Raw genomic sequence first — 26,671 nt, forward strand, 5'->3', positions numbered from 1 at the left:
ATCTTTGCCGGTGTAAATGTGATTAGCTATGATTGAAGTACTTTTTCAGCACATTCAGGAAAAGGTTTCGCTTTCGGACCTTGATAAGGAGGCCATCAAGACCTTTTTCATTCCCAAAAAACTGAGAAAACGCCAGTATTTATTGCAGGAAGGCGATGTTTGCAAGCATTTGACTTTTATAGCAAAAGGACTGCTAAGAACTTACAATGTGGATGACAAGGGCGACGAACACATGAGCGTTTTTGGCTGGGAAGGGTGGTGGTTATCCGATTTCAACAGCTTTTTGTCGGGCGAGCAGGCCGTATTCAACATTGATGCCATTGAAGATTCGGAATTGCTGCTGATCTCCCGGGAAAATTATGAAGCGTTAACGCTAACCGTCCCGGTCATGGACCGCTATTTCCGCATCCTATACCAAAACAGCATCGTCACCAAGGAGCGGCGGTTAATGAGCTCCATCACGCATTCGGCCGAAGAAAAATACGTAAAACTGGCAGAATCAAACCCCAAAATGATCGAACGCGTCCCCCAAAACCTGATCGCCTCCTACCTGGGCATCGCCCCGGAAACGCTGAGCAGGATTAAGAAAAGCCTGGCTATGAAGAAATGATTTTTTTGTGAATGCATACTGGCGGGTCAATTTTTTGGAAATCTTTCTATCACCATCCGGGGTATTCTTTAAGCGCTTTCTTGCAGCAATACTTCGGGCATTTCATCGTACGTTTTGCCGTTTAAAAGCCTTCCATTTTCCTTTTTGTTTTTGCCGCCCCACTGCTTGAAGAAAAATGCAACTTCACTATCCTTGCACAGTTCTTGAATTTCCAAAACCCAGTCTGTATTCATGGGCCTGGGCCTATGCCCACTTTCGCCCCCCACAATAACCCAGTCAATTCCGGCAAGATTTAAATTGGGTAGTGAACCTAACAACGGTTCACAGGAGAGAAATTTAACTTTTGCTTTTGTCTCACGCAAGAAATCAATTCTACTCATAACACTTTCATTTTCAACAGAGACGCCCATCCAAATGTTGTGACTCCATCTAAGCTCCTTATGAACTTCAAATAATCGCTCGGCTCTTTTGGTCAAAACCTGGAAAACGTGCTGCGGATTATCATTCATTACTTCAAATACTTTCTTGATGAAGTCAAATGGAATGTCTTTGTGAAAGAGGTCACTCATTGAATTTACAAATACAACTTTCGAATGTTTCCAGGTGTATGGAATCAACAAAGAATCTTGATGTGTTCGGACTTCAAAATTATCCTTATACTTTTCAATCCCCATTGCCTGCAATCTCTTGGACATGATTTCTGCATAGCAAAATTTACAACCAGTAGAGATCTTCGTGCACCCAGTTGTAGGATTCCAGGTCATCTCCGTCCACTCAATGCTTGATTGCGCCATCTTATTTCAGTTTGAAGTATACTTTATTGTTGTTAGCGTCACCAGCCTTATAGTACTTGACATAAAAAGCTCCCTTCCTTGCCTTCACTCCCTCAGATAAATAAACGTCAAGTAGACCATTCGTCTGCCAGCTTTCGAAAATTTCGTTTGTATGCTTTGGTAGATATCCCTGCCTTAAAGTGAATTCATAGATATCATTATTAAAGCACCTCTTTGTTGCAAGATAAGCCTTTAATTTTTGCTCTAATGCGTTCGTTCTATACTCATAAAACAAGGATGGAACGTTTCCTGAAAATTCCCAGCCTCGTCCATTCTCAGTATCAATCTCCCACTTTGCTTCCAGCATTTCTTCAAATCCTCTGATATGGCTTGTAAAAAAATAAAGGCAGAAAACGGTCTTCTCATCCTTTTTGATTGAAAAATGATCAACGAAATACTTTTCGCCCAGGGATTTTTGAAATCCTTCCCTTAGCTGATTGACAAACTTCCATACATTGTCGTTCGGCACCCATTCCTTGTATTGCGTAAGCTCTTCAATGAAATCCAAGAGTGCTTCGGGAGTTCCATTTTCTGAAAATCTGTACATGTGTTGAACTGGGAGCCATAAAAGAATCTCGCATTTCTTGCCACAGTCCATTAAAGATTTCAAATGTTCTGATCTTATATCCTTGTATCCATAAGGATCAATAAAAACAAAGTGCTTTTCATTTCGGGTCCTTTTAAATGTTCTAGCAAGTCTTGTAACTTCCTCTTTATAATCTTGTGATGTTAAAATAAGATTTCCAGAGCTTGGATTATGCAGTGATAGTGCGATTATGGCATTTCTTAGGATATCAATCTTGTCCTTGTCTTTGTCGTTAAACTGGCAATCTATACTTGGGATTTTATCCGTTTTACGTTCAACGAGTAACTTGTAAGTATCTTGAACTTGGCGAAGTATTACAATCGGACTCCCTTCTTTGTTATCTTCATAAAGGCCTTGTCCGCAGAATAGATCATATATGTTGATTTTTTCAGTAAACCCATCATTACTAATAATGTTAATGTAACGCTTTAAGTATTCACTGAGTAATCGAACCTTCGCTTCGGAATGGCTCAGTAGATTAAGTTTTATGTCTTTTTTGTGCATAAGGGAGGGCGATAAAAGTATTAATGCTTAATAATTAATGCGAAATTCTTCGAGGCCCTAAGTTTCATCTTTTGGTTAAAAAACCATATCTATTTATTCTTCGGCAATGTTTTTAGCTATCATTTATCAATCGGTAAATTTTAAGGCTCGTTAGGTGCGACTTCCATATGTAATTGGATGGGTTCTTGCATTTCTCCAAATTTCTTTCGAACCTTCGACCTCCTATAAACAATTACCGATTATGAAGAAATTTGCAAGAAATGCCCTGCGATGGTGTGGGTGCGGCGAAAGTCCCCCGAAAGCCGGTAATGGCTTTAGGACACCTAATGCAGGGCACCACTTTTTTTAAATCCTAAAATATTACCAAAATGCAAACACAACAAAACCCCAACGAATCCCTGGATTCGATGCACCTGGCGTACGGCCGGGAAGTTGCGGAGTTGCTCAGTCAGAGCAGCGCTGCCAGCTGGATGAATGATCTTTGGGACATTTATTCAGGCTACATGCATGCGCAGCCGGAGCTTGGGCACAGCCTTCGCGCGACGGACGTTTTTACTTCATTTAAAGAACTAATGTTCTTTTTCCAGCGGATCGGGGAATTGAAAAAGTAGAATCTGATTCGCTGTTCTCGAAACGAAAAGCCAGGCAATCTGCAAAGGATTGCCTGGCTTTTTTACGGATATAGCAAAAACCTCCTGATTCCCAATTTCCTCCAACATTGGCCCGTATCATTGTATCAAAAACAATGAAAACATGAAAAACTTCATCATCACAACGATCCTGTTTGCTGTTACAATGCTGTCTGCCACGGCGCAGGTTGATACAGTTCAAAAACCAAAACCGTTAAAAATCCGCCACGCCGAGCCGCTTTACATGGATCTTATCCGTGATCTGGGCGCCAGAAAAGGAGAGAAAGAATGGAACGTCGGATATGGCGTTGAAGGACACAAGGATTATACGGTCAACCATTCTTTTGTTGAATACGAATTTTCACCCGTGAACAGGCTTGGTCTGGAAGTAGAGCTGCCGTTTTCGTTTTACAGGTCGGCCCAGGCACAGGAAGGGGCGGCGCTTCCTCGAAACCGCGTTGAAGGGTTGAAACTGGCCGCTCAATATACTTTCCTGGTTTCCGAAAAGCAGCAGATGTCAATGGCTGCGGGTTATATGCATGAATTTCGCACCCATTCTTTTTATTCCATGAATCATGGCCGGGGCATGCTGAAAGGTAATTCCGTCAGCCCGTTTCTTATTGTTGCCAAAAAGTGGGGAAGCCGGATCAACACCATGATTTATACAGGTCCCGAATGGGAATTTACGCCGGAGGAGGCAAAAAGCGAGCTGTTTTATCAGGTAAATGCCAGTATGCATTACGTGCTTCCGAGCGGAAACTTTGTTGGGCTTGAGATAAATGACGAGTCTTCGGCCACGAGCCGCCACACAGTAATTCGGCCACAGATGAAATTGGTTCTGGCATCGAATCTGGCATTAGGACTCGTAACGGGCATTCCCACCAACTTCCGGAACGACGGCATGAGCTTTATGGCCCGGATCATCTTCGAGCCGAAACGCATACAGAAATAACTTGTGAAGCGTTCCTATGTATAGAAAAATCAAGTATCGCCAAATCCTACGTCCGATAAAATTATAGACACGCTGACCCAAGCAAGCGAAAGCCAACTGCACAGATTTTTACATAGATTTGTGCCTTATTGGTAACACACATTTATATGGACATTATCCCATATCCAACACATCAAATTGGAGGTCAGGAGTTTTGCTTTTTTAGTGTTGGAGAGTTAGGCGCAGTTGAATTGCGGATTCGGATTACACTGATGGATGCTGAAACAAGATTCTATAATGTCGGTTTTGGAGTTTGGAACACCCTGAAAGGTGACATTGATGATAAAGTTACAATCAGAAATGGTGACACAGATCGTATACTGGCAACGGTTGGGCAAAAGGCCCTGGAATTTTTGAGGAGCAATCCGCGCGCTAATATTGCAGCTACAGGATCGGTTTTGCCCGGAGAGTTGGCGTTGAGGACCCGCAAATATCAGATGGGTATCAATGCATATTATCATGAGTTAATCGCGTATTGTAATATCTATGGGTTTAAAGCGGATAAAGTGGATGGAAAAATAATGGGTAGTTGGCCAGATTGGGACGGATCGTGGGTTCCTTTTGAGCTAGGCACCAACTACGATGCTTTTTTGTTAAATTTGAAAAGGTCCGAACACTAGTCGAATATAAAAAAACAAAATATGGCTAACCAACATTCAAAGACAGCCAAAGAGAAGAGCCTGAAAGGTTTGAGGCATTTGGCAATAACTGGTACAAAAGGCTCAGTATATCCCAATACGTCCACTAGGTTACTTCTTATGAAAAATTCTTCGGCTATACCATCTGTGCAACCTACCTCGCCATCCCATTATGACGATTTTAACAATTCTGAAAAGTCAACTTTCGATCGTAAAGCGGAGGAAATGAAGGCATTTCTGAAGAGAAATCCTGTCCCGAAAGAATTTCTAAACTGATATTCTCTGCCGTTTCAAGTACCGGAACATCTTTCTCAACCCCCCCCCCTCAAACCCGCTTCTTGAAAATCTTAACAAACTCCGACACGCCTCCACCTATCAGCAACAAACCGCCAGCCGCGAACAGGATGTAGAGGCCGGTGTAATGTTTGACTCGTGCGGATGTTGTTGGCAGGAATGCTTTGCCGCTTGCCGGGTCGAAGTGGACTGCGATGGTATCTACGCCTGATAGGCTTCGGTAGTACTTTCTTCCCATCGAGAAATTGTAGGTTTTGCCCAGATATTCTGCGTAAATGCGATCGGGATATTTAACGGTTCCTAAGCCCTTTGAGCCGTAAGTGATTTTCATGCAGACAACTGGTAAATGGGCCGACATTTCATCTTCCCATTTTGCACTGGTGTACATCATGTAGGTTATCACGAGGAGGCAAATGCCCAGAAGAAACGTGACGAAAGGGACTATCCATCCGTATCGCCGGTTTTCAACGATCAGAACCTCATTCATAGGTTGCCTCGCTTTTGAAAGTTGTGCGGATCAGCGGGACATGCTGTATGTGGTATTCCATTGGTATGCCTTTGAAATATTCATTGATGACCCATATGCCTTCTGTTTTAAAGGGGAGCAGAAAGCTGTTGCCGTTGGTAAGCTGGAATTGTGCAAATCCGTGTTGCAATTTGCCTTCGTTATGATACATCGTGATTTTGCGAATGTCGCCTTCTTTGATGCGTAAGGTTGTGTCGGGGAGTTGTATATCAAGTTCATGTTCATCCGGTAATGTCGTAATCACGACGCCGCGGGCATAAGGCCAGTGATTTAAGTCAATCACTAAAGTGAACATCCCCATACAAAGAAGGGCAAAGCCAGAGATGATGAGAATCGTCCGTCCAATCATGGGGTCCGGCCCTGAAAAGGTTGCGAAGAGCGAAGCTTTTAGAATTACGAAGCCCATAAAAAGGCAAATCAATACAAACACGGATTCCAATCTGACAAAGAACGAGCGGAATGTAGTCTGGTAAATCCGTTGCACTTTGAGCGGAGAGTTCGTGCCGATTGTATTGCGCGTGAATCGCAGCAGTCGCCAGAATACCCAACCCATCGGAATAAAGACGATCAGAAATACCAGCAGCGTGCCCATTGTTACAATGATATGATTTGATCCTTAATATAATTAAATAAAGGTTACATATAAAGAAGATTGAAACATTTTTTGCTGTGATTTTCCTTGCAAAGGCGCTTTGCTAAAGCAAACGACCGGTCGCCAGAAAAGGCGACCGGTCGGTCATGTGCTGACAATGAGCAGATAGGATCAGTATCCGTTGTTCTGCTTCAAGTTTGCATTTTTGTTAAGCTCCGGCCTCGGGATTGGAAGCAGCGTTCGGTAGGCGCCGTTGGGCACGTGGGATAACCAGGATTTGGTTGTAAACACACCAAAACGGATCAGATCTTGCCGACGTCGCCCTTCCTGTGCAAATTCCCATCCCAATTCATCGAGGAAACGGCCAAATTTGATATCCGCTCCACCCTCGTTCGTAGTTGTATTGTGGTTTTTCAACCCGTAAGCATAAGTGCTTCCTTTTTGAAGATCCGCAGCAGTAACAACGGCCTTCGCAGGATTTGCTTTAAAATTACGTGCTCTTACAGTCGTCACTATGGTTGCTGCTTCTGCGGCTTTTCCGCTTCTCAGCAACGATTCTGCTTTCATCAGTAATACATCTGCATAGCGCAGCAAGGGCCAGTCGTTGCTCAGGTTTACCGTGGTTCCTTTTTCAATTTCAAATTTCCCAAGCCTGAAACCATGGACCTCTTCCGACTGATCTACGCCGGGCAGCTGATTAATGTAGCTCAACGGTTTGCCCGCGTATGCCCCCAGCGTACTCGTTAGCGGTGTTCCGCCTGCCGAATACTGCGGACCTTGTATCCAGTTGCTTACCAGGCGCTCGTCGTCCTTGTCGAACGAATCAATAAACTGCGGAATGGCGCAAATTCCACCCCAGGGCGTGTTCAGCAGGTTGTAAGTGGCCTGATTGGCTGGCTGCAATGTTTCCATGTGAATAGAAAATCCGTTCCAGTCGGTTACGTATTTTATATCAAAAGGTATAGCAAAAATGATCTCCTTAGAAGATTCATTATTTGTTTTAAACACCTCTTTCTGGGTCGCTTCCAATGCATATCCGGCCTTGGAGTTGATCACCAGGTTGCATTGCTCGATACACTTTTCCCAGGCAGGTGCGCCTGTGTAAACTTCGGCATTGAGATACATTTTGGCAAGAAGCGTATGTGCGCCCCATTTATTAAAACGTCCGTAGGTTGTCGGATCGTTCTTTTCTGATAGCAGCGGCAGATTATCCTGAATATCTTTGACAATAAAATCGAAAACCTCTTTCCGTGTGCTTTGCTTTGGAATAAAACCAGCGGGCACATCAAATTGCGTGATAATCGGCACATTTCCGAACAGGTCGCAAAGCACATAGTAATAGGATGCACGAAGGACTTTCAGCTCGGCAATTACCGCCTCTTTCCCTTCTGTAAACGGAATACTTCCCGATTCGATCTGGAAAATAAGCCGGTTACAATTGGCAATCCCAGCATAAGACCTGTTCCAGTTATTGATCGCAATCTCGTCGTCGGCGGTCCATTTGTGATCGTGGATCCTGCGGTAAACGCCGCCATCCACCCAGCCATTCGGGCGGGAAGGGATAACAAGCTGATCCCCCGATATCTCCTGGGTGCGGAAAAGCCCATTCCATTGCTGCATCACATCGCGCCAATTGGTATAGGCAGCGCCCACCAGCGAGGCCACGTCACCGGAAGCTGGTGTGAACTGGTTGGCTATAATACGGTCGAAGCTTTCGTCTTTCAGATCAGTACACGAGCTGCCCAGCAACAGCGCTACAACAGCAATTTTACTTTTTAAACCAAAGTGTATATTTTTCATAATCAAGTTTAGAGTTTTTACAATGACAAGTTTAGCCCCAGTGTGAATGTCCTGGTCATTGGATATTTATCGCGGCTGTCATTTCCAGGAGATAGTCCCAGCCTGTCCACCTCGGGGTCTACGCCTTTGTATTTGGTAAAGGTGAATGTGTTAAGCGTAGAGCCGTAAACCCGGATGGCCTTAATGTGTTTTGTTTTCAGCTTCGGGATGTTGTAACCAATCGTGATGTTGTCGATTTTCCAGAAATCCCCGTCTTCAATGTAGTAACTGTTGAATTCCTGTGGCATGGTTGGGCTGAGTACAGCTTTGTCAAAAACCTTGTCATAGGACGATTTCAGGTTGTTATACTGTTGAAGGCCAGTGCTTTCAAAGAACATCCGCTGGTAATTCAGGATCTGGTATTTGAATGCTCCACGCATGGTTACGCCCAGGTCCAGATTTTTGTAACGCAGGTTATTGTTGAAGTTGAGATAGAACTTAGGCAAACCGTTTCCAAGCACGCGTTTGTCCTCAAATGCATGCTGGAACTCATCGTAATTTTGCGGCTGACCGTCGCGGCCTTCGTAAATCCACTTACCGTCTTCGGATATGTCCACCACCTTGAAGCCATAAAAATCCCCCACCTGGTCGCCAATCCGCACAATGTGCGTAAAAGTCTGAACCGGGTCGCCGGTTGCACCCGTGGTAAAAAAGTCGTTGGTCGTCTTATAAATGTCGTTTGAAAGACTCACCAGCTTGTTGGTATTGGTCGAATAGTTTACACTTGAATTCCAGGTAAAATTGTTGGTTTGCACCGGCACGAAGTTCACCAGCAGTTCCAGTCCCCGGTTTTCCATCACGCCCACATTAGCGCGGGTAGATGTGTACAAGTTGGGCGGGCTGGGCACCTGGAAATCATACAAAAGCCCTTTGATCTTCCTGTTATAAAAATCAATGCTACCATTGATCCTGTTTTTGAGGATGGCAAAGTCAAGACCTATATTCGATTCATGCTTTTCCTCCCATCTCAGGTCGGGATTCGGGTTTTGGGCAGGAACCAATGTCTGCACCCACTTGCCATTGCTGTAAAAGAACTTCTGATAATTCAGGATCGCCACGCCGAGGAACAGGTTATTAGGCTGCGTTCCCGTAACACCATAGCCGGCCCTGAGTTTCAGGTCGTCGAAGATCGTCTGGCCTTTCATGAATGCTTCGTTGCTGATACGCCATCCCAGCGAAACGGCCGGGAATGTTCCCCAAGGGTTTTTCGCGCCATATAGCTGGCTCGCACCTTCGTGTCTGATACTTGCCAGCAACAGGTAACGGTCGTCGAAGTTGTAAGTGGCCCTTGCAAAAAAGCCGATCAGGTTGGTTTCCCTTTTGGAGCTGCCAATCGGCGCAAGTCCGGTTTTCAATGCGTCTCCGATGCCGATATTATTATAGGAAAACTTATCAGTCGGGAAATCCCAGTTCTGCATGAAAGAATCCGAGAACGAGTTGTCCTGATAGCTGTAACCGCCCAGCAGGGAGAACTTGTGACGGTTCAGGCTTTTGGAATATTGTGCGGTAAGCTCCATAAGCTTATCCACCGACCGCACCGAACCAATCGAGGCGTAACCATTACGCCCGTCCCGCAGTGCAGATACATGGCTCTTCGTTTCTGAATACCCACGGTTCTGATTGTATTGATTGTAGGAAAACAGGGCCGACAGTTTAAGGTCTTCAATGGGACTGTAGCTGATATTGGATGTTATCCTGGTATTCTGGGAGTTGTTTTTCCCATCACTTTCCTGCAACCGTGCCACAGGGTTATCATAATTAAAGATCCCCGTTTGCTGAAACCAGGTTCCGTCCGGGTTCCGCAATGGTGCAGTAGGATTCTGGATAATTGCCTGGCGATAGGTATATCCGTTGAAACTTACCCCATCGCCGGTGGTCGGATAGCTGTTGTATGAGTTGATGAAACCGAGATTAATGTTGAGTTTATCATTCAACATGGTATGGTTTACATCGGCGCGTCCATTAAAGGTTTTGTTTTCAGATTTTATAAAAATACCGTCCAGATATCGGTAGTTAAGGTTCACAAGATAGTTGGTACGGTGGCTTCCGCCTCTGAACGTAAGATTATGGACCTGGCTCAATGCTTTTTTAGAAATTTCTTTCATCCAATCTGTATCCGCACCCAGGTCCCACGACGGCTCGCGGATGCCCTGCTCAATGTGCGCACGGTAATCCGCTGCTGTGAGGAGGTCAAGCTTCCGGGCAACTGTTTGTGTGCTGAAAGAGGTGTTGTACTCAACCGTGCTGTTATAATTGCCGCTGGCTCTTTTTGTAGTGACAATGATTACGCCATTGGTGCCCCGCGTTCCATAGATCGCAGCCGCAGAACCGTCCTTAAGAACGTCTATTGACTCAATATCCTCAGGCGCTACGGTTTTAAGGTCGCCGGGAACACCATCAATAAGCACAAGGGGATTTGAGTTAGCACCCAGCAATGTTGTATTTCCCCGAAGCAGGATCTGAGAGCCCTGGGTGGGGTCACCGCTTGGGGCTGAAATGGTAAGACCGGCTACTTTTCCCTGCAAAAGCTGTCCCGCATCCACGGCAGGGGTTTTTACAAAATTCTCTTGCGTAACACGCACTACTGAGCTGGTAATGTCTGCTTTACGCTGACTTCCGTATCCAACCACAACCACTTCCGTAAGTTCCTTGCTGTCAACAGCCAGCACAACATCGAAATTCGACCGACTGCCAATGGCGACTTCCTGGGTAACATAACCAATAAACGAAAAGACAAGCGTGGCAGCCTGATCTTCTGCTCTCAATTCAAAATTTCCGTCGGGATCCGTAATGGTTCCGGTAGAAGTTCCTTTAACCACGACACTTACGCCGGGCAATGCTGCATTGTTGTTGTCCAGCACTTTTCCCTTCAGTACTTTTTCTGCCTTTACCGGAAGCTCCATACCAGCCGTGGTTGGCGGGTGTATAGCCGCCCTCACCTGGCCGGTAAAGATGGATCCCGCGATCAGCATGGCACAAAGCGGTCTGCCAAACCCCGCGAGAGGAGTAAGTCTATTTGTAATCATAATGTTACCGGTTTAGTTAATTGTTACTGATATAGATGTATTTGTTGTTGTTTTATGATATTTTAAATAATTTAAATCCTATTTTTTTCGAGGCGCACCAATCCTTTCTCTGTTTTAATGACCGTAATGGACATAGCATAGCCCAAACCAATGAAGGTTTTCTTTCTGGCGTTCTAACGATACGTAATATACGTAAAGACATGCGCCGCATTATGCAGTGCATCAAATTACAATACAATTTTAAGCTTAAATAATGCTAAACAAAATACGGTTTTTGACGACTACTGACTATATTTTGACCTTATTCGGACATAACAGCCAGAAAGGTGCAAATTTTAGCCGTATCATCAATTCGTGATGGGATGGTGATTTGTCCTATCAAATCCCAGATTTTCGAAGGTTGTACATAAAGCTCAAAACGAAGTATCATTTCAATACAACACTCTGAATATATTCAATGTAGGTTTCCGCAGTGCTGCGGGCCAGCCAGAAGAATGGCCGAGTGAATGGCGATAATTTTAGTTCAGATTCCGGTATTCATTTGGCGTAACACCGGTCTTTTGCTTGAAAAGCCTTGTAAAATGCTGCTGATATTTAAACCCGAGCTGGTAAGCAATTTCACTCAGTGATTGACTGCCTTCAAACATCTTAACTTTGGCCTCATCAATTAACCTGGACTGAATAAATTCCAACGCAGTATGGCCGGTCTCTTTTTTAATTAAATCACCAAAATAGTTAGGAGACAAATTCAGCTCCTCGGCGCAGTAAGCCACGCTTGGCAAGCCGGACGTCTGCGATTTTCCTGATTTGAAATAATCATTCAATAATTGCTCAAACCGCACCAGGATATCCTTATTAACATTGCTTCTTGTGATAAACTGACGATCATAAAAGCGCATGCAGTAATTGAGGAACAGCTCAATGTTAGAAACAATGAGGGTTTTGCTATGCTTGTCAATATTCTGGTCTATTTCAACATTGATCTTTTCCAAACAATCCACAATCGTTTCCTTCTCTTTTTTTGATAAATGCAATGCTTCATTCACCTCATAGGAAAAGAAGGAATAATCCTTAATAACCCTTCCCAAATGCGTTCCGGCGATAAGGTCGGGGTGGAAAACCAGTGCATAACCGGACGGTTTGGTTGCAACTCCTTTGCTATCGATCCCGTAAACTTGTCCGGGCGATATGAAAACCAACGTTCCGTCCTCATAATCATAAGGCTGGCAACCATAGATCATGTCGCCACATTTGATATTCTTGAAAAACACGGCGTAAATGCCCATATAGCGCCGGAAGTGCTGCACGGTCGGTATCTCACTGAAATTGATCACACTCACCAGCGGATGCAGCGTCTCCACACCGATCCAGTTGTTATATTGCTTTACCGTATCTATTCTTTCTACCTGCTCCATAATCTGAGAATTTTCCAGATCAAATATAACACCTGCCGCAAAACCGATTCTATCTTACAGACGTAATCAGTAAAAGTGGTAAATATTCCAGTAACCTGTATAAAATAGCGCAGGCAGTATTCGCGAGCTTTGTAATAACAACTTCAAACACCAAAATCATTATCATGGGCCTTTATAAATTTATCCCGCTTCTCGTTCTCATGCTGAGCGCAACCGTAGTAAGTGCACAGGTTGCTCAAAACCAGCCGATGGTGCGAATTTCTGAAATCGAGATCGTGCCGGAATTTCTGGCGGAGTATAATGCGATTTTGAAGGAAGAAGCCGCAGCGTCTGTCAAAAAGGAGCCGGGTGTGGTGGCTATTTTTCCAATGTATATCAAAGAGCAGCCCAACCAGATCCGGATCGTGGAGATCTATGCCGACAGCGCAGCGTACCAATCGCATTTGAAAACCCCACATTTCCAGCATTACAAAACAACAACATTGAAAATGGTGAAGGCATTGAAATTGATAGATATGAATGCAATCGATTCGCAGACGATGCCGGAAATCTTTAAAAAATTGAAATAACAGTCAATGAGTACAGAAAAAGACATTTTCACGCGGTTACAGGCCGGTGAACTGCTTCGGAAAGATGATCCTGAATATGGGAAATTCGCGGAAGTAGTTGCCCGGACAATCCGGTTATGTGTGCAAATGAATGCGACCGCAACAGAATTGGATCAGGTCCGAACGCAATTGAGTGAAATAATAGGCACGGAAATCGACGCATCAACGACGATTTTTCCTCCTTTCTACACCAATTTCGGAAAGTCTGTTAAGCTGGGTAAAAACGTTTTTATCAATCACGCCTGCTCGTTCCTGGACATTGGTGGGATAACCATTGAAGATAATGTGCAGATCGGCCCGCGGGTTAACCTTACTTCCGAAAATCATCCGCTTGATCCCGATGACCGCACGACATTGATCCCCAAACCAGTCATTATCAAACGAAATGCTTGGATCGGGGCAGGAGCAACGATTCTGCCCGGTGTAACGATAGGGGAAAATGCAGTAGTGGCAGCAGGCGCGGTGGTAAGCCGCGATGTTCCTGCGAACACGGTTGTCGCAGGCATTCCTGCAAAAGTTGTAAAACAGATTTAACTACAAGTATCAAATATCATGACAGACACAACAAATATCAAAGCATACGGCACCACAGCAGCACAGGCACCTTTAAATGCAATGGACATCAGCCGCAGAGTTCCTACGCCGCACGACGTTCAGATCGAAATTCAATATTGCGGAGTTTGCCATTCCGACATTCATACGGCCAGAAACGAATGGCGCGGCACAATTTATCCTTGCGTTCCGGGCCATGAGATTGTTGGTAAAATCATTAGTGTAGGTGATCATGTGAGCAAATTCAAAGTAGGCGATACGGTGGGTGTAGGCTGCATTGTAGATTCTTGTCGCGAGTGCCAGTATTGTCAGGAAGGTCTGGAACAATATTGCGAACCAGGCATGACGGGCACTTACAATTCGCCGGATAAATATCTGGACACACCCACCTTTGGCGGCTATTCTGAAAGTGTTGTGGTGGATGAAAATTACGTTTTACGCATTCCCGAAAACCTTGATCTGGCGGCAACAGCGCCATTATTATGTGCCGGGATTACAACATATTCTCCATTAAGACATTGGAATGTGGGGCCTGGTCAGAAGGTTGGGATCGTAGGGATCGGCGGTTTAGGCCATATGGGGATCAAGATTGCCAAAGCAATGGGCGCGCATGTGGTTGCATTCACGACTTCCGAATCAAAATTTGCGGAGGCGAAACGACTGGGAGCCGATGAAGTTGTTTTATCAAAGGACAAAGATCAAATGGCTGCTTACACAGGCAAGCTGAACTTCATTCTCGACGCTGTTTCGGCGGAGCACGATATTAACGCATTCATTAGTTTGCTTCGCGTGGATGGTTCGCTTGCATTGGTAGGAGCGCCTGAAAATCCGCTGCCGGTTGCAGCTTTCAGCCTGATCCAGGGACGTAAAAGCTTTGCCGGATCCATGATCGGTGGTATTGCAGAAACACAGGAAATGCTGGATTTCTGCGGCGAGCATAACATTGTCGCAGACATTGAAATGATCGACATTCAGGAAATTAATGAAGCTTATGAACGCATGATCAAAGGCGACGTGAAATATCGTTTCGTTATTGACCTGGCTTCCATCAAGAAGTAAGTATTGCACCAATCAACATTCACCATGAACCAAGACAACGCATCAGAAAAGCCGGAAAAGCTGCATAGCAGCGATTCCCGGCGCGACTTTCTTAAAACAACTTCCATCCTCACCGCCATTGCTGTTGCACCCGCAACAGTTGCGAAAGCAGCAAAGCATGATTTAGGAGAAAAGATCAGCCTGGCGTTGGAAACTACGCCTGTGAGTTTCAAGGTGAATGGTGTAAAACAACAGCTTAACCTGGAACCACGCTCCACACTGCTGGACGTGCTCCGTGAACAGCTGAATTTGACCGGAACCAAAAAAGGTTGTGACTATGGCCAATGTGGCGCTTGTACGGTCCATGTGAACGGGGAGCGCGTGCTATCGTGTCTGAGCCTGGCCATTATGCATGAAGGCCAGGAAGTTACAACCATTGAAGGATTGGCAAAGGGCGAACAGCTGCACCCGATGCAGCAAGCTTTTATCAAGCACGACGGTTTCCAATGCGGTTACTGCACGCCGGGACAGATCATGTCGGCAGTGGCCTGTATTAACGAAGGGCACGCGAATAACGAAGAAGACATCAGGGAATTCATGAGCGGGAATATCTGCCGTTGCGGAGCTTATCCCAACATTGTGAAGGCGATTCAGGAAGTTAAAAACGGGGGGCAGAAATCATGATACAATTTCAATACGAACGCGCGGCAACCACGAAAGCAGCTGTGAATGCGTTGGCCAACAGCAGCAATGCGAAGTTCATCGCGGGAGGTACGAACCTGGTGGATCTGATGAAGCGGAACATTACCGCACCAACCAAGCTGGTGGACATTAACCAGATTCCCCTCAAAGATATACAACAGCAGAATGGCAAGATCAGCATCGGCGCCCTGGCACTAAACAGCCGCGTGGCTGAACACAAACTGATCATTGAAAAACATCCCCTGCTATCACAAGCACTAAATGCTGGCGCATCGCCGCAGATCAGGAATATGGCCACTGTTGGCGGAAATATGATGCAGCGAACGCGCTGCCACTATTTTTATGACACAGCACTGCCCTGCAATAAACGCGAGCCCGGTTCAGGCTGCGGCGCATTAGAAGGATTGAACCGTATGCACGCCGTTTTCGGGACGAGTGAACAATGCATTGCCGTGCATCCGAGCGACATGTGCGTAGCGCTGGTAGCATTGGATGCGACCGTGCTGGTAGCAGGCCCGAAAGGAGAAAGACGGATCCCGTTTGAAGAATTCCACCGGCTTCCAGGCAACCAGCCCGAAAAAGATAACACACTTCAGAACAACGAAATGATCGTTTCAGTTGAAATTCCGGATAATGCATTTGGTAAAAACAGCCATTATATGAAGGTCCGCGACCGTGCTTCTTATGCTTTTGCATTGGTGTCGGTTGCGGCGGCTTTGAATTTGGATGGAAAGGTGATTAAGGAAGCAAGGCTCGCAATGGGCGGTGTGGCGCATAAGCCGTGGCGTTTGAAAGAGGCAGAAAAAGCGTTGCTCGGCAAACCAGCCACTGAAGAGACTTTCAGGCAGGCTGCCGAAATCGCCATGCAAGGTGCGAAGGCTTTTAAATACAATGCATTCAAGCTGAAACTCGGCCCGAATGTGATTGTAGAAGCATTGAAAAATGCTGCTAACCTGGTGTAATCCTAACCCTGAATTCCAAGATCATGAACGAAGCATTTTTCGATAAAAAAGAATATAAGCCACTCGACCGGGTGGACGGGCGCCTGAAAGTGACCGGCGGAGCCAAATACTCAGCCGAATATCCATTGCCTGATATGGCGTACGCCGTGCTGGTTGGAAGCCGGATCGCCAAAGGCACCATTAAAAGCATTGATTCAAAAGCCGCCGAGCGCGCCCCGGGTGTGCTGGCGGTGATTTCGCATTTGAATGCGATCAAAGTGCCGGGTTACCAGCCCAAAGGCGAGCATCCCTCGGAGCCGTCGACCAATGGCCAGCCACTGCGCGTGTTTTTTGACAATAAGATTTATTCCAATGATCAGCCCATTGTAGCGGTGGTTGCAGTGAGCCTGGAAAAGGCGCAGCATGCCGCGTCGCTGGTTAAGGTCCAGTACAATAAGGAGCAACACCAGACCGACCTGGAAGCAAACGCCAAAAATGCAAAGCTGCCTGAATCTGCCAAGAAAAACCCAAAATCACCGACTGCGGATTACGACCGGGGACAGAAAGACGCATTCCAAAATGCCGCTGTAAAAATAGAGGCGGAATATGTGTTGCCTACGGAAATGCATAATCCGATGGAGTTGCAGGCGATCATTGCACATTGGGAAGCCGACAATAAGCTGACGGTTTACGACAAAGTGCAGGGCACAAAAATGACGCAGAAAAATTTTGCCAAAGAGTGGGATTTGCCCGAAGAAAATGTGAAATGCATTACCACATTCGTAGGCGGCGCATTCGGGAATGGATTGCATAACTGGCCGCACGAAACGGCTGCTATTATTGCAGCCAAACAGGTGAAGAGGCCTGTAAAGCTGGTTTTGACACGTGAGCAAATGTTCACGATGGTGGGTTACCGCCCGCGCACCTGGCAGAAAATACAAATGGGCGCGACCAAAGAAGGGAAACTGGTTGCTATCAACCACGAATCCATCGGGCAGACGTCGAGCTACGAAGAATTCACAGAATCCACCTTGCAGCAAACGCGAATGATGTATGCTTCGCCCAGCATAAGCACGCGCTACCGGATCTTACCACTCAACCTTGCTACACCCATCTGGATGCGTGGGCCGGGTGAAGCGACGGGTGCTTTTGGGTTGGAATCTGCCATGGACGAAATGGCGCACTCCATCGGAATGGACCCGATCGATTTTAGGCTTGCGAACTATACGGAGTCCGATCCGGACAAGAAAATGCCGTGGTCTACCAAATATATGCGGGAATGTTATGAAGAAGGTAAAAAGCGCATTGGGTGGGAAAAGCGGAAACTGAAACCAGGCGAAGTGCGTGAGGGAGAATGGCTTGTAGGCTATGGAATGGGCACGGGCACATTTGGCGCAAACCGCAGTCCGGCCACCGTACATGCAGAGCTGAACAAGGAAGGCAACCTCATTATGCACTGCGCAATTACCGATATCGGCCCGGGTACCGGAACGGCAATGGTGCAGATCGCATCAAATGCTACGGGCATTCCAACCGAAAAAATAACATTTCACCTCGGAAGTTCCGAATTTCCGAATGCAGGATTGCAGGGAGGTTCTTCGACTGTGAATAGCGTGGGGCCGGCAGTGCTTGCTGCCTGTAATGCACTAAAAGAACAGCTCATAACCATGGCAGCGGCCAAGGGAAATGCAGCATTCACTTCTGCAAAGGCTGATGATCTGATGTTTGATAAAAATGAATTGCAGCTCGGTGGCAAGTCTGCAAAAACGACGCTCGCCGATTTATTTAAACAAAATAACATTGAAAAAATAGAAACCACCAACGAGTCCAAACCCGACGAAAACCGCACTAAATATTCAATGTATGCATTTTCCATGCACTTTGCCAAAGTCCACGTGCATCCGTTCACAGGCCAGGTGCGCGTGAAAAAAATCGTTTGCTGCGCAGATGCGGGCACCATCGTAAGCCCCAAAACCGCGGCAAGCCAGATGATCGGCGGCGCTACGGGTGGCATTGGAATGGCATTGACAGAAGATGCGGTAATGGACCACCGTTATGGACGATACGTCACCAAAGACCTGGCGGATTACCACATGCCGGTTCATGCCGATGTGCCTGACATTGATGTGTATTTTGTAAACAAACCCGACTTACTGGCTGATCCCGTGGGGAGTAAAGGACTAGGCGAGATTGCAATCATAGGCGTAGCGCCCGCAATTGCGAATGCAGTCTTCAATGCAACCGGAAAACGAATCCGGGAGCTGCCTATCACGCCGGACAAGCTGATTTGAGTCTGCCCTCTGCGTCATTTGACTTTAATACTGGACCAATAGGGTTTTGAAACTGTTTTGTCCGGATAAATGCCAGTTACAGTATATGTGCCGGAGGGCAGATTTGCAGGGATCGTGTATTTCCCAACCGCAAAATTGACACCGGCAGCCCCCCAGTTGTATACCGCCAGTTCGGGAACGAGGTCGATTGTCTTTTCGGAAGATTTGAGGCGAAGACGCGGAAGGTGGTTTACATCAAAATTAACCCGGGGATATGTGAACATCAACGGTGAAGGCTTGGCGTAGAAAACGTCGCCCTTGCTAAAAGAAAGCTGCTCCACATTCCTGTCAAGACTTTGATTCAGATCGCCTTTCCAAATGGATTCGAGAGATTTTTCATCCGCCTTGCCCAGATGAACGGCCCCCTTTCCCAGCAATTGGTCTTTCTCATAGAAAGAGAGCAGGTAAGAGCCATCCGGCAAATTAGCGGGGATTTTGTCGCGCATTAATGTGTGTACGTCATGCATACGGACAGGCAGCGTAACCGGGGCTGGCAGGGAAACGCCGGAGATGGTCATCGTGTATTTTTCAGTCGGTAAAAAGAAACCGCCCATTGCCTTAATGGTATCCTGGCGTGTGTATTGGAATGGAAAATAAGTAAAAGCACGGACGGTTGGCAAGGCGCGTTTAAATCGGATCCCCTCGAAAACAACAGGGTTTTGATTGAAGAATTTGATTTCAAAAGTCAGCGGGGCGTTGGTCGTTAGTTCCAGTGTATTTGCCAGATAAATGCTCGGGTCTTCCACATAAAAGGTTGCTTCCTCCGAAAGGCCGGTTTTTTTATCAGTAACTTTAACAAAGGGGCCATTGAAATCGGGCGCAGCAGGCGAACTTCCTTCCTTAACATTGAATTTAAAAGGCAGCTTGATCGCATCCGCATTAACGGCAATTTCTTTTTGAAGTAACTCAATATCAGGGGTTCCGGAAAAATTAAAATAAATATACGGATAAGAGAAATCGTTGTCCGCCAGATCCTGCAAAGTTAAATACAGCGGGGACGTACGTTGAAAATTATAGTTGATAACGCTGTCCGTTGTCAGGTCGTTCGTCTCATACTTCAACTGAACCCCTGGTTTCATAGAAAACGTAACCTCAGCCTGTGAAGCATTATATGTCTGCGGAAAACTTACCAGGTAAGCATTATGCAGTGAATCAAAAGTGATTTTTTCGGACCCTTTAACCCTGAGCCCCTTCAACAGCTCAGTCGCTGCTATCATTTTTCCTTCGGCAGTCGGACCAGGTTGTGGTGCAATTTCCAAAACCCGGGAATCCTTCTTACAGCCTATAAGCAGGCAAACCGACATGACGAACACGTAAAGCAACTTTTTCATAAAAGATAGAGGAATAGGCAAACGGTGACATACGGCATGAAGTAAAGATATTTCTTACTGAAATACAAGTTTTTGTTCTAATGATGATAATTTATTCGCAATGCACAAACGCTGACTCACCTATCCAACTTCTTATCAATCTCCAATGCCGCACTGATTAAGGCCAGGTGCGTGAATGCTTGTGGGAAGTTGCCCAGGTGCTCCGCCTTGTGGCCGATTTGTTCGCTAAACAGTCCCAGGTGATTGGCATAACCTATCATTTTTTCAAAACTATCAAGCGCTTTTGCGACTTCCCCGCTTTTGGCCAGGGATTCAATATACCAGAAGGAGCACATATTGAATGTGCCTTCTTCACCTTCAAGGCCGTCGAATGATGTTTCGCCGTTTTTGTATCGATATAGAAGTACGTCAACACCCAGCTGTTCTTCCACGACCTTTAATGTAGACAGCCAGCGCGGCTCGTATGGTGAGATAAAATGCATCAGCGACATGAGTAACACGCTGGCGTCCACTGTTTTTGCGCCCTTATGCTGCACCCAGGCACCGATTTCATCATTCCAGAAATTTTCATAAATGTCTGTATAAATGTCGTCACGCACTTTTTTCCACTCCTGTTCCGGGAAAGGGAATGAGCGGTGCTGGCCGATCTTTATTGCGCGGTCCATCGCTACCCAGCACATAAGCCTGCTGTGCAGGAAATGTTTTTCGGTGTTCCTGATCTCCCAGATTCCGTGATCGGCCGTTTTCCACTGCTTGGTAACCACATTAACCTGCTTCACAATAGTTTCCCAAAATTCAAATGTGATCGCAGTATGCTGTTTGTTATAAATGTAGATGGTGTCGATCAGTTCGCCGTAAATATCCAGCTGATACTGGTCCTGCGCCCCGTTGCCGATTCTTACGGGTTTTGAGTTTTGATAGCCGCTCAGGTGTTCCAGCTCCTTTTCTTCCATATCATGGCCGCCATCGATCGTATACATGAGATAAAGCTTGTCTTCCTGGGCACGGTCGTGAATCCATTCCAGAAAAGCCGTGGCCTCATCGGTATAACCCAGCCGGAGGAATGCGTACATTGTAAATGCCGCGTCCCTGATCCACATAAAGCGGTAATCCCAATTTCGCCCGCCGCCGATCACTTCCGGCAAGCTGAACGTCGGGGCAGCCACCATGGAACCCTGCTCGCGGGAAGTGAGCAGTTTGAGCGTAATAGCCGAACGGTTCACAGCACCCGTCCAGCGACCTTTATAAGTAGATTTTTTGGACCAGTTCCGCCAGAAATCAACCGTATCCTGGTAAGTATCTTTTTTATAAACATCAATTGGATTTTCATCCTCCACCTGCGTTTTGCCACATTCCAGCACCAGATAAGCCGTGTTTCCCTGTTCAAGCGTAAATTCCGCGTAACCTGCATTTTTCCTGATCTGTAACGGAACGTCCGCTATCAGGCGCATGATCGTCCCGTCTTTATCATTTGCTTTGAAATAAACACCTTCATCATGCATTTCGCAAGTATGCGAAGCGCCTGCGTAATCAAAAGCAGGCTCACATTTCGCCTGAAAAGTAATGTTGCCACGAACTGTTTTCACCTGCCGAACGATTGCATTTGACTTGTCCATCTGGTCGTTAACCGGCATATAATCAGTCACTTCCGCGATCCCGTATTCCGAGAAAAAGCGGGTAAGCAGCACTGCCGTTGCAGGGAGGTAGAGCTGCTTGGTGTTGTAACCATCCATTTGCGGATAAATACCAAAGCTGCCGCCACTTTTATTATCCAGTAATTTGGCAAAAACAGTTGGGGAATCGAAGGCGGGGTAACACATGAAATCGATAGAGCCTTCCACGGATACAAGGGCAACAGTTTTCAAGTTTCCAATCAATCCATAATCCTCAATCCGCGCATGTTCAGGGTTCTTTCTGGGCATTTGTTATTTTGTGAGTGTGAGAAAGGAGTGTGTAAATTATCACGCCAGGGGGGAGGGGCTCACAACCTTTCCAAAGGAGAATAGCCTCCTTTTAAAAGCTGATTTGCGAACAATATCCCCAGTTCCCAGCCTTGGAACATTTTCAAACCAAGGTTTACACAAACACTTTACCGTTCAATCATTCATCCCTGCCGGAAGGAAACCCTATTGCGTAAATCGCGGCTCAGGGCATGGGTTTCGATGGTGGGTTTGAAAGTTTAATTATCATTTTTTCACTTAAATTAAAATCAAACATGAAGACGAACAGATCAATGATAGTTTTATCTGCTTTGGCTGCACTATCAGCATGTAAGGAAAAGGAAGTTCCGAGAGCCGATTCTTCATATATCACGGTGACCTCTCCGAGCTGGAAGCAGGAGATTAATGACACCGAGGAGATCGTCGTCAAGGCAGTAATCAAGCCTCAGGAAAAGTCCGTCGTTAGTTACTATATCTATCTTATCGATAATGAGAAAAAAGAGATATATAACAAAAAGACAGAATGTGATTGTAAGGACAAAGACGAAGTCCAGGTTGAAGCGTCGTTCAAATACGACATTAAGAAAACGTCTGAACTGCTCCTCCATGTAGATGCCGTACTTAGTGATGGCAGCAACATCCGGGAAGAGATCCCATTCAAACTGGTGGATGTAAAAAAATAGAAGGTGAAAAAGCACTTCACCAGAACTAAGCCAAATTCATTTATCCTTTCACAAAACTTGAAAAGACATGAAAACGAACAGAATGATTTTCGTCATAGCAGCCTTGACAACTATGCTGGGCGCTTGTAAGCAGAAGGACATTACGGCAAACTCACCTTTGATTACTGTGGTCTCTCCGACGCGCGATGAGGATGTCAAGGACATTACCGCTTTCGATGTCGAGGCGATCATTGAACCGAAAGATAAGTCGGTAATGAGTTATTATGTAATGCTGCTGGACTCTGAAAGACGTAAGATTTTCAACAAAGAGATCAAGTGCGATTGCAAAGGTGAAAAGCGAATCAATATTAAAGAATCTATTGAATATGATGCAAATCAATCAACGGATGTATTGTTGCGGATATTGGTATTCTTTGAAGACGGCACCAGCACTGAGGAAGAAGTTCCTTTCAAAATGATTGACACGCATATTTAAACTTCCAGAGTCTGATTTTCCTGATTAACGCATTGCAAACAACGCGAACCAGTTAATCGTCATTTTTTCACCACGCATTCAAGCGGGCCAATAATGTCATGTTCGGGCAATCCGGAGCAACGGATCCGGATTGCCCGGACTTGAAAAGTGCTGTGTCCCTGAATGCAAAAAGCTTAAATTTTTATGAAAATAAACATCATAATCGCCCTATGCCTTGCATCCATGCATGTATTCGGGCAGAAACGTATAACCATAAGCGGTTTTGTAAAAGAGAAGGGAAGCCAGGAATTACTGACGGGTGCTAATGTGTACATTACCCGCTCAGCCACCGGAGCTGCAACCAATAATTATGGGTTCTATTCACTTACAATCCCTGCGTCGGATTCGGTTACAATTACTTGTTCTCTGGTAGGTTATGAGACAATAACCAAGACTATTTCAGCACGAACAGATGTTGAGTTAAGTCTGGCGTTGTCTTCGATCCGTCAACTGGATGAAGTCACTATTTCGGCACGTAAGCAGGACGACAATGTCAGCGGTTCGGCTCAGATGAGTGTGGTCGAAATTCCAATCGACCAGATTAAGAAAATACCCTCATTACTTGGAGAAAAGGACGTTTTAAAGGGTTTGCAACTTATGCCCGGCGTTCAGAAAGGCACCGAAGGCCAGACCGGATTGTATGTGCGCGGTGGCGGCCCGGATCAAAATCTGATCATCCTGGATGATGCCGTGGTTTACAATGCAAGCCACTTGTTCGGCTTCTTTTCGGTGTTCAACAGCGATGCCATCAAGCGTGTAGAGTTGACAAAAGGCGGATTCCCCGCTCGCTATGGCGGGCGACTGTCCTCGGTGGTGGAAATGGATATGAAGGAAGGGAATAAGGAAAAGCTGCACGGAGAAGGCGGGATCGGGTTAATTTCATCCAGATTGACATTGGAAGGGCCTATAAAGAAAGGCAAATCCTCGTTCCTGGTTTCCGGAAGAAGGACTTACATTGATGTTCTGGCTGCGCCTGTACTGAATGTTATGCAAAAGAAAAAAGAACAGAAAGGGTTTCGCCCAGGCTACTATTTCTATGACCTCAATGCGAAAATCAATTACGACCTCGGAGCCAAAGACAAGCTTTATGTGAGTGGTTATCTGGGGCAGGACAAATTCTACGTCAAGGAAGAGAGTGGATCGTTCAAGATGAAAGCGGGGTTGAATTGGGGCAATACAACAGCTACCATGCGTTGGAACCACGTATTTAACCGAAAACTTTTTGCAAATACTGCATTGGTTTTTACCAATTTCAACTTCACCACGACAAGCTATATCCGAGAACCCATTGTCGATGAAAGCAATGCTACGACAGAGTCGAGATTGCGGTATGATTCCCGGATCCAGGATCTGAGTTTCAAAAGCGATTTTGATTTTTATCCCAATGCATCGCACGCGATCAAATTTGGCGTTCAGGCCACACGCCATAAATCCACGCCGTCGGCATTGGCTATGTCGGGCACGGATGCCGAGGGGACAATTGACCCGCTAGAAAAGCCAATGTATTCCCTGGAAGGCGGAGCTTATGTTGAAGACACCTGGCAACCGTTCGATGCTTTAAAAATGAACCTGGGCTTTCGCATGAGCTATTTTAAGGCGGATAAAAAAACATATCTGAACCCTGAGCCCCGCTTTTCGGCAGCATTAAAGCTTGCCCCTGACTTTTCTGCCAAAGCCTCCTATGCGCGCATGAACCAGTATGTGCATTTGCTTTCCAACACAGGCTTAGGTTTGCCCACCGACTTATGGGTGACCAGCACAGACCGCATTGCTCCGCAGCAATCGAGCCAGGTGGCGTTCGGAGTGGCAAAGGATCTTCAAAATAAAGGCTTAACCATTACATTGGAAGGTTTTTATAAGGATATGAAACGGATCCTGAGTTACCAGGAAGGGGCCAGCTTCCTGGGTGTTAACGGAGAAAATGCCAATGATGTAAGCTGGCAGGACAATGTCACGTCCGGGAAAGGCTGGTCGTATGGCTCTGAGTTTTTGATCCAGAAAAAAAGCGGAAAGTTCTCCGGCTGGATAGGTTATACATTGTCCTGGATTTACTGGAAATTCCCCGAATTGAACAACGGCCAGACATTCCATCCACGTTACGATCGAAGGCATGACGTTTCTGTGGTCGGGATTTATGAGCTGAATAAGCGCATTACCATGTCTGCAAGCTGGGTTTACGGAACCGGAAATGCGCTCACCGTTCCGTCTGCGATCTACTATCCAATGAGTGATAATTTCTTCACACGATATGATCCATCGGACAAGGCTTTGAATGACCTATATCTGAATCAAAACAGCAACGACAGACGATATGCGGCATCAGAGTTTCCTGCTAAAAACAGTTTCCGCGCAGAGGCATTTCACCGTTTGGACCTTGCCATTCAATTTCATAAGAAAAAGAAACGCCACGAACGGACATGGGAGTTCAGCGTTTACAACGCCTACAACCGCAAAAATCCATTTTTCTATGATCGTTCTGAGGAAAAAATGAGTGACGGCGAATGGAAAACGGTTTTGAAAAAATACTCTCTGTTCCCCGTGGTGCCCTCATTCAGTTACAACTTTAAATTTTGAGCCATGAAGACATTGAAATTCATATGCAGCATTGCGCTGTTATCCATCATATGCGGCGCTTGCGAAACACCGATGACCGACATTCCGCGCTCCGAGTTACCGCAGGCAGAATCCAAACTGGTCGTTAGCTCCATCATTTCACCGCAATTGCCTTTTATCAATGTGGTCGTAACAGAGTCGATCCCTTTATTTACAGACACCGAATCGACTGGCAGCCGCGTGGAAAACGCCACCGTCCGGCTGTCGGATGGTGTGAATGAGATTTTGATTCCGTTTAATGCTGAGAAGAAGCTTTACAGTATTCCGCAGTCAAAATTTCCCATCAGCGGTTCAAAAACCTATTATTTAACCGTCTCAGACAAAAGCCGGAATGTTACTGCACAATGTTCAGTCCCGGGCAAGACGCCGGTGATCAAATCGTATAAATTGGATACAGTAGTGGTTGACGACATCACCACGAAGGACACCATCCTGACATTGCAGATGAACTGGCAGGACATTCCTTCCGACACCAATTATTATAAACTGAGCGCCGGATTTGATATCGAATATTCAATAGGATTTGTCAAGGATCAGCAAGTAAAAGAATCCCGGATCTCGAATCATTTTTATTTCCACTGGGACTGGCAAAAGGGCAAGAATGAATATTTCATTGACCATAATCTGGATGGAGCGATAATGAATTCGCCTTTGGCTAAAATTACACTTCCACGTCCAAGCGAGAACATTCTGGCGAATGGCAAAAAGGTAACAGTTTATCCCAAAATCAAAATTCCCGAAATTATCATTGAAGTCCTCAACCTGGACACAAACTATCACAAATACCAACGCTCACTAGAAGTCAAAAGCAACTCCGACACCCCCTTCGCCGAACCCGCACCGCTATATTCTAATGTTAATGGCGGGTTGGGATGTTTCGCTGCGTACAACGCAGCGCAGGTGAAGGTGGTGTTTTAGGACGTTGCCCTTACAAAC

At 45.9% G+C, this 26,671-nt stretch carries 23 protein-coding genes; 14 read left to right on the plus strand and 9 right to left on the minus strand.

The features are described 5' to 3' along the window. Positions 1-28 precede the first annotated feature (28 nt). The gene (locus tag L0660_RS00215) at positions 29-610 is read left to right on the plus strand and encodes a Crp/Fnr family transcriptional regulator (RefSeq protein WP_235156756.1); all 582 of its coding nucleotides are present in this window, start codon (positions 29-31) and stop codon (positions 608-610) included. Between the two features lie 68 nt (positions 611-678). Here L0660_RS00215 and L0660_RS00220 read toward each other — a convergent pair whose 3' ends face one another. Together L0660_RS00220 and tcmP are read right to left on the minus strand one after the other, a co-directional pair. Next, positions 679-1,404, minus strand: a complete 726-nt coding sequence (locus L0660_RS00220; protein ID WP_235156757.1) for a DUF5131 family protein — start codon at positions 1,402-1,404, stop codon at positions 679-681. A 1-nt stretch (position 1,405) separates the two neighbouring features. Beyond that, the gene (tcmP, locus tag L0660_RS00225) at positions 1,406-2,533 is read right to left on the minus strand and encodes a three-Cys-motif partner protein TcmP (protein WP_235156758.1); all 1,128 of its coding nucleotides are present in this window, start codon (positions 2,531-2,533) and stop codon (positions 1,406-1,408) included. Positions 2,534-2,901: 368 nt separating this feature from the next. Between tcmP and L0660_RS00230 the strand changes: the two genes are divergently transcribed. The 3 genes from L0660_RS00230 to L0660_RS00240 all read left to right on the plus strand — a co-directional run bounded on the left by L0660_RS00230 (position 2,902) and on the right by L0660_RS00240 (position 4,773). After that, positions 2,902-3,144 carry a hypothetical protein gene (locus tag L0660_RS00230; protein WP_235156759.1) on the plus strand — a complete coding sequence of 81 codons (243 nt, stop codon included), beginning with the start codon at positions 2,902-2,904 and terminating at the stop codon, positions 3,142-3,144. Positions 3,145-3,286: 142 nt separating this feature from the next. Continuing rightward, positions 3,287-4,114 (plus strand): HAEPLYID family protein, encoded by an 828-nt coding sequence (locus tag L0660_RS00235; protein ID WP_235156760.1) that lies wholly within the window; start codon positions 3,287-3,289, stop codon positions 4,112-4,114. Between the two features lie 146 nt (positions 4,115-4,260). Further along, positions 4,261-4,773 carry a DUF6934 family protein gene (locus L0660_RS00240; RefSeq protein ID WP_235156761.1) on the plus strand — a complete coding sequence of 171 codons (513 nt, stop codon included), beginning with the start codon at positions 4,261-4,263 and terminating at the stop codon, positions 4,771-4,773. A 343-nt stretch (positions 4,774-5,116) separates the two neighbouring features. Here the strand turns inward: L0660_RS00240 and L0660_RS00245 are convergent, their stop codons facing one another. The 5 genes from L0660_RS00245 to L0660_RS00265 form a co-directional block, all read right to left on the minus strand. After that, the gene (locus L0660_RS00245; RefSeq protein WP_235156762.1) at positions 5,117-5,572 is read right to left on the minus strand and encodes a hypothetical protein; all 456 of its coding nucleotides are present in this window, start codon (positions 5,570-5,572) and stop codon (positions 5,117-5,119) included. Then, positions 5,565-6,203 carry a hypothetical protein gene (locus L0660_RS00250; RefSeq protein ID WP_235156763.1) on the minus strand — a complete coding sequence of 213 codons (639 nt, stop codon included), beginning with the start codon at positions 6,201-6,203 and terminating at the stop codon, positions 5,565-5,567. The genes L0660_RS00245 and L0660_RS00250 overlap by 8 nt, the downstream gene beginning before the upstream one ends. Positions 6,204-6,374: 171 nt before the next feature. Beyond that, complete coding sequence (locus tag L0660_RS00255; RefSeq protein ID WP_235156764.1) at positions 6,375-8,003, minus strand: RagB/SusD family nutrient uptake outer membrane protein; 1,629 nt, start codon at positions 8,001-8,003, stop codon at positions 6,375-6,377. 17 nt (positions 8,004-8,020) lie between these two features. Then, positions 8,021-11,068 (minus strand): TonB-dependent receptor, encoded by a 3,048-nt coding sequence (locus L0660_RS00260; protein WP_235156765.1) that lies wholly within the window; start codon positions 11,066-11,068, stop codon positions 8,021-8,023. A 518-nt stretch (positions 11,069-11,586) separates the two neighbouring features. Next, positions 11,587-12,483 carry an AraC family transcriptional regulator gene (locus L0660_RS00265; protein ID WP_235156766.1) on the minus strand — a complete coding sequence of 299 codons (897 nt, stop codon included), beginning with the start codon at positions 12,481-12,483 and terminating at the stop codon, positions 11,587-11,589. A 164-nt stretch (positions 12,484-12,647) separates the two neighbouring features. Between L0660_RS00265 and L0660_RS00270 the strand changes: the two genes are divergently transcribed. Genes L0660_RS00270 through L0660_RS00295 form a run of 6 tightly spaced genes read left to right on the plus strand, consistent with a single transcriptional unit; the run spans position 12,648 to position 18,615 of the window. Next, complete coding sequence (locus tag L0660_RS00270) at positions 12,648-13,052, plus strand: putative quinol monooxygenase (RefSeq protein WP_233795030.1); 405 nt, start codon at positions 12,648-12,650, stop codon at positions 13,050-13,052. Positions 13,053-13,058: 6 nt separating this feature from the next. After that, the gene (locus L0660_RS00275) at positions 13,059-13,625 is read left to right on the plus strand and encodes a DapH/DapD/GlmU-related protein (RefSeq protein ID WP_235156767.1); all 567 of its coding nucleotides are present in this window, start codon (positions 13,059-13,061) and stop codon (positions 13,623-13,625) included. An 18-nt stretch (positions 13,626-13,643) separates the two neighbouring features. Then, a complete protein-coding gene (locus L0660_RS00280) occupies positions 13,644-14,702 on the plus strand; it encodes an NAD(P)-dependent alcohol dehydrogenase (RefSeq protein WP_235156768.1) in 1,059 nt (352 codons plus the stop codon). Positions 14,703-14,726: 24 nt separating this feature from the next. Continuing rightward, positions 14,727-15,365, plus strand: coding sequence for a (2Fe-2S)-binding protein (locus L0660_RS00285; protein ID WP_233795033.1), 639 nt, complete (start codon positions 14,727-14,729; stop codon positions 15,363-15,365). Further along, on the plus strand, positions 15,362-16,345 hold the full coding sequence (locus tag L0660_RS00290) for a xanthine dehydrogenase family protein subunit M (RefSeq protein WP_235156769.1): 984 nt from the start codon (positions 15,362-15,364) through the stop codon (positions 16,343-16,345). The genes L0660_RS00285 and L0660_RS00290 overlap by 4 nt, the downstream gene beginning before the upstream one ends. A 23-nt stretch (positions 16,346-16,368) precedes the next feature. Further along, the gene (locus L0660_RS00295) at positions 16,369-18,615 is read left to right on the plus strand and encodes a xanthine dehydrogenase family protein molybdopterin-binding subunit (RefSeq protein WP_235156770.1); all 2,247 of its coding nucleotides are present in this window, start codon (positions 16,369-16,371) and stop codon (positions 18,613-18,615) included. A 14-nt stretch (positions 18,616-18,629) separates the two neighbouring features. On the opposite strand, the gene L0660_RS00300 is transcribed toward L0660_RS00295, so the two are convergent. Beyond that, a complete protein-coding gene (locus L0660_RS00300) occupies positions 18,630-19,985 on the minus strand; it encodes a hypothetical protein (protein ID WP_235156771.1) in 1,356 nt (451 codons plus the stop codon). Between the two features lie 116 nt (positions 19,986-20,101). Then, complete coding sequence (locus tag L0660_RS00305; protein WP_235156772.1) at positions 20,102-21,907, minus strand: glycoside hydrolase family 15 protein; 1,806 nt, start codon at positions 21,905-21,907, stop codon at positions 20,102-20,104. 293 nt (positions 21,908-22,200) lie between these two features. Between L0660_RS00305 and L0660_RS00310 the strand changes: the two genes are divergently transcribed. The 4 genes from L0660_RS00310 (at position 22,201) to L0660_RS00325 (ending at position 26,653) form a co-directional block, all read left to right on the plus strand. Beyond that, positions 22,201-22,608, plus strand: coding sequence for a hypothetical protein (locus L0660_RS00310; protein WP_233795038.1), 408 nt, complete (start codon positions 22,201-22,203; stop codon positions 22,606-22,608). Between the two features lie 67 nt (positions 22,609-22,675). Next, a complete protein-coding gene (locus L0660_RS00315; protein ID WP_235156773.1) occupies positions 22,676-23,083 on the plus strand; it encodes a hypothetical protein in 408 nt (135 codons plus the stop codon). A 183-nt stretch (positions 23,084-23,266) separates the two neighbouring features. After that, positions 23,267-25,696 (plus strand): TonB-dependent receptor, encoded by a 2,430-nt coding sequence (locus L0660_RS00320; RefSeq protein ID WP_235156774.1) that lies wholly within the window; start codon positions 23,267-23,269, stop codon positions 25,694-25,696. Between the two features lie 3 nt (positions 25,697-25,699). Further along, positions 25,700-26,653, plus strand: coding sequence for a DUF4249 domain-containing protein (locus L0660_RS00325; protein WP_235156775.1), 954 nt, complete (start codon positions 25,700-25,702; stop codon positions 26,651-26,653). The last annotated feature ends 18 nt before the right edge of the window (positions 26,654-26,671 follow it).

The organism is Dyadobacter sp. CY351, assembly GCF_021502625.1.
Lineage (GTDB): Bacteria > Bacteroidota > Bacteroidia > Cytophagales > Spirosomataceae > Dyadobacter > Dyadobacter chenhuakuii.

Bases quoted from the DNA above. Each gene is read 5' to 3' on its own strand.
- L0660_RS00215 (WP_235156756.1), top strand. From the start codon at position 29: ATGATTGAAGTACTTTTTCAGCACATTCAGGAAAAGGTTTCGCTTTCG.
- L0660_RS00220 (WP_235156757.1), bottom strand. From the start codon at position 1,404: ATGGCGCAATCAAGCATTGAGTGGACGGAGATGACCTGGAATCCTACA.
- tcmP (WP_235156758.1), bottom strand. From the start codon at position 2,533: ATGCACAAAAAAGACATAAAACTTAATCTACTGAGCCATTCCGAAGCG.
- L0660_RS00230 (WP_235156759.1), top strand. From the start codon at position 2,902: ATGCAAACACAACAAAACCCCAACGAATCCCTGGATTCGATGCACCTG.
- L0660_RS00235 (WP_235156760.1), top strand. From the start codon at position 3,287: ATGAAAAACTTCATCATCACAACGATCCTGTTTGCTGTTACAATGCTG.
- L0660_RS00240 (WP_235156761.1), top strand. From the start codon at position 4,261: ATGGACATTATCCCATATCCAACACATCAAATTGGAGGTCAGGAGTTT.
- L0660_RS00245 (WP_235156762.1), bottom strand. From the start codon at position 5,572: ATGAATGAGGTTCTGATCGTTGAAAACCGGCGATACGGATGGATAGTC.
- L0660_RS00250 (WP_235156763.1), bottom strand. From the start codon at position 6,203: ATGGGCACGCTGCTGGTATTTCTGATCGTCTTTATTCCGATGGGTTGG.
- L0660_RS00255 (WP_235156764.1), bottom strand. From the start codon at position 8,003: ATGAAAAATATACACTTTGGTTTAAAAAGTAAAATTGCTGTTGTAGCG.
- L0660_RS00260 (WP_235156765.1), bottom strand. From the start codon at position 11,068: ATGATTACAAATAGACTTACTCCTCTCGCGGGGTTTGGCAGACCGCTT.
- L0660_RS00265 (WP_235156766.1), bottom strand. From the start codon at position 12,483: ATGGAGCAGGTAGAAAGAATAGATACGGTAAAGCAATATAACAACTGG.
- L0660_RS00270 (WP_233795030.1), top strand. From the start codon at position 12,648: ATGGGCCTTTATAAATTTATCCCGCTTCTCGTTCTCATGCTGAGCGCA.
- L0660_RS00275 (WP_235156767.1), top strand. From the start codon at position 13,059: ATGAGTACAGAAAAAGACATTTTCACGCGGTTACAGGCCGGTGAACTG.
- L0660_RS00280 (WP_235156768.1), top strand. From the start codon at position 13,644: ATGACAGACACAACAAATATCAAAGCATACGGCACCACAGCAGCACAG.
- L0660_RS00285 (WP_233795033.1), top strand. From the start codon at position 14,727: ATGAACCAAGACAACGCATCAGAAAAGCCGGAAAAGCTGCATAGCAGC.
- L0660_RS00290 (WP_235156769.1), top strand. From the start codon at position 15,362: ATGATACAATTTCAATACGAACGCGCGGCAACCACGAAAGCAGCTGTG.
- L0660_RS00295 (WP_235156770.1), top strand. From the start codon at position 16,369: ATGAACGAAGCATTTTTCGATAAAAAAGAATATAAGCCACTCGACCGG.
- L0660_RS00300 (WP_235156771.1), bottom strand. From the start codon at position 19,985: ATGAAAAAGTTGCTTTACGTGTTCGTCATGTCGGTTTGCCTGCTTATA.
- L0660_RS00305 (WP_235156772.1), bottom strand. From the start codon at position 21,907: ATGCCCAGAAAGAACCCTGAACATGCGCGGATTGAGGATTATGGATTG.
- L0660_RS00310 (WP_233795038.1), top strand. From the start codon at position 22,201: ATGAAGACGAACAGATCAATGATAGTTTTATCTGCTTTGGCTGCACTA.
- L0660_RS00315 (WP_235156773.1), top strand. From the start codon at position 22,676: ATGAAAACGAACAGAATGATTTTCGTCATAGCAGCCTTGACAACTATG.
- L0660_RS00320 (WP_235156774.1), top strand. From the start codon at position 23,267: ATGAAAATAAACATCATAATCGCCCTATGCCTTGCATCCATGCATGTA.
- L0660_RS00325 (WP_235156775.1), top strand. From the start codon at position 25,700: ATGAAGACATTGAAATTCATATGCAGCATTGCGCTGTTATCCATCATA.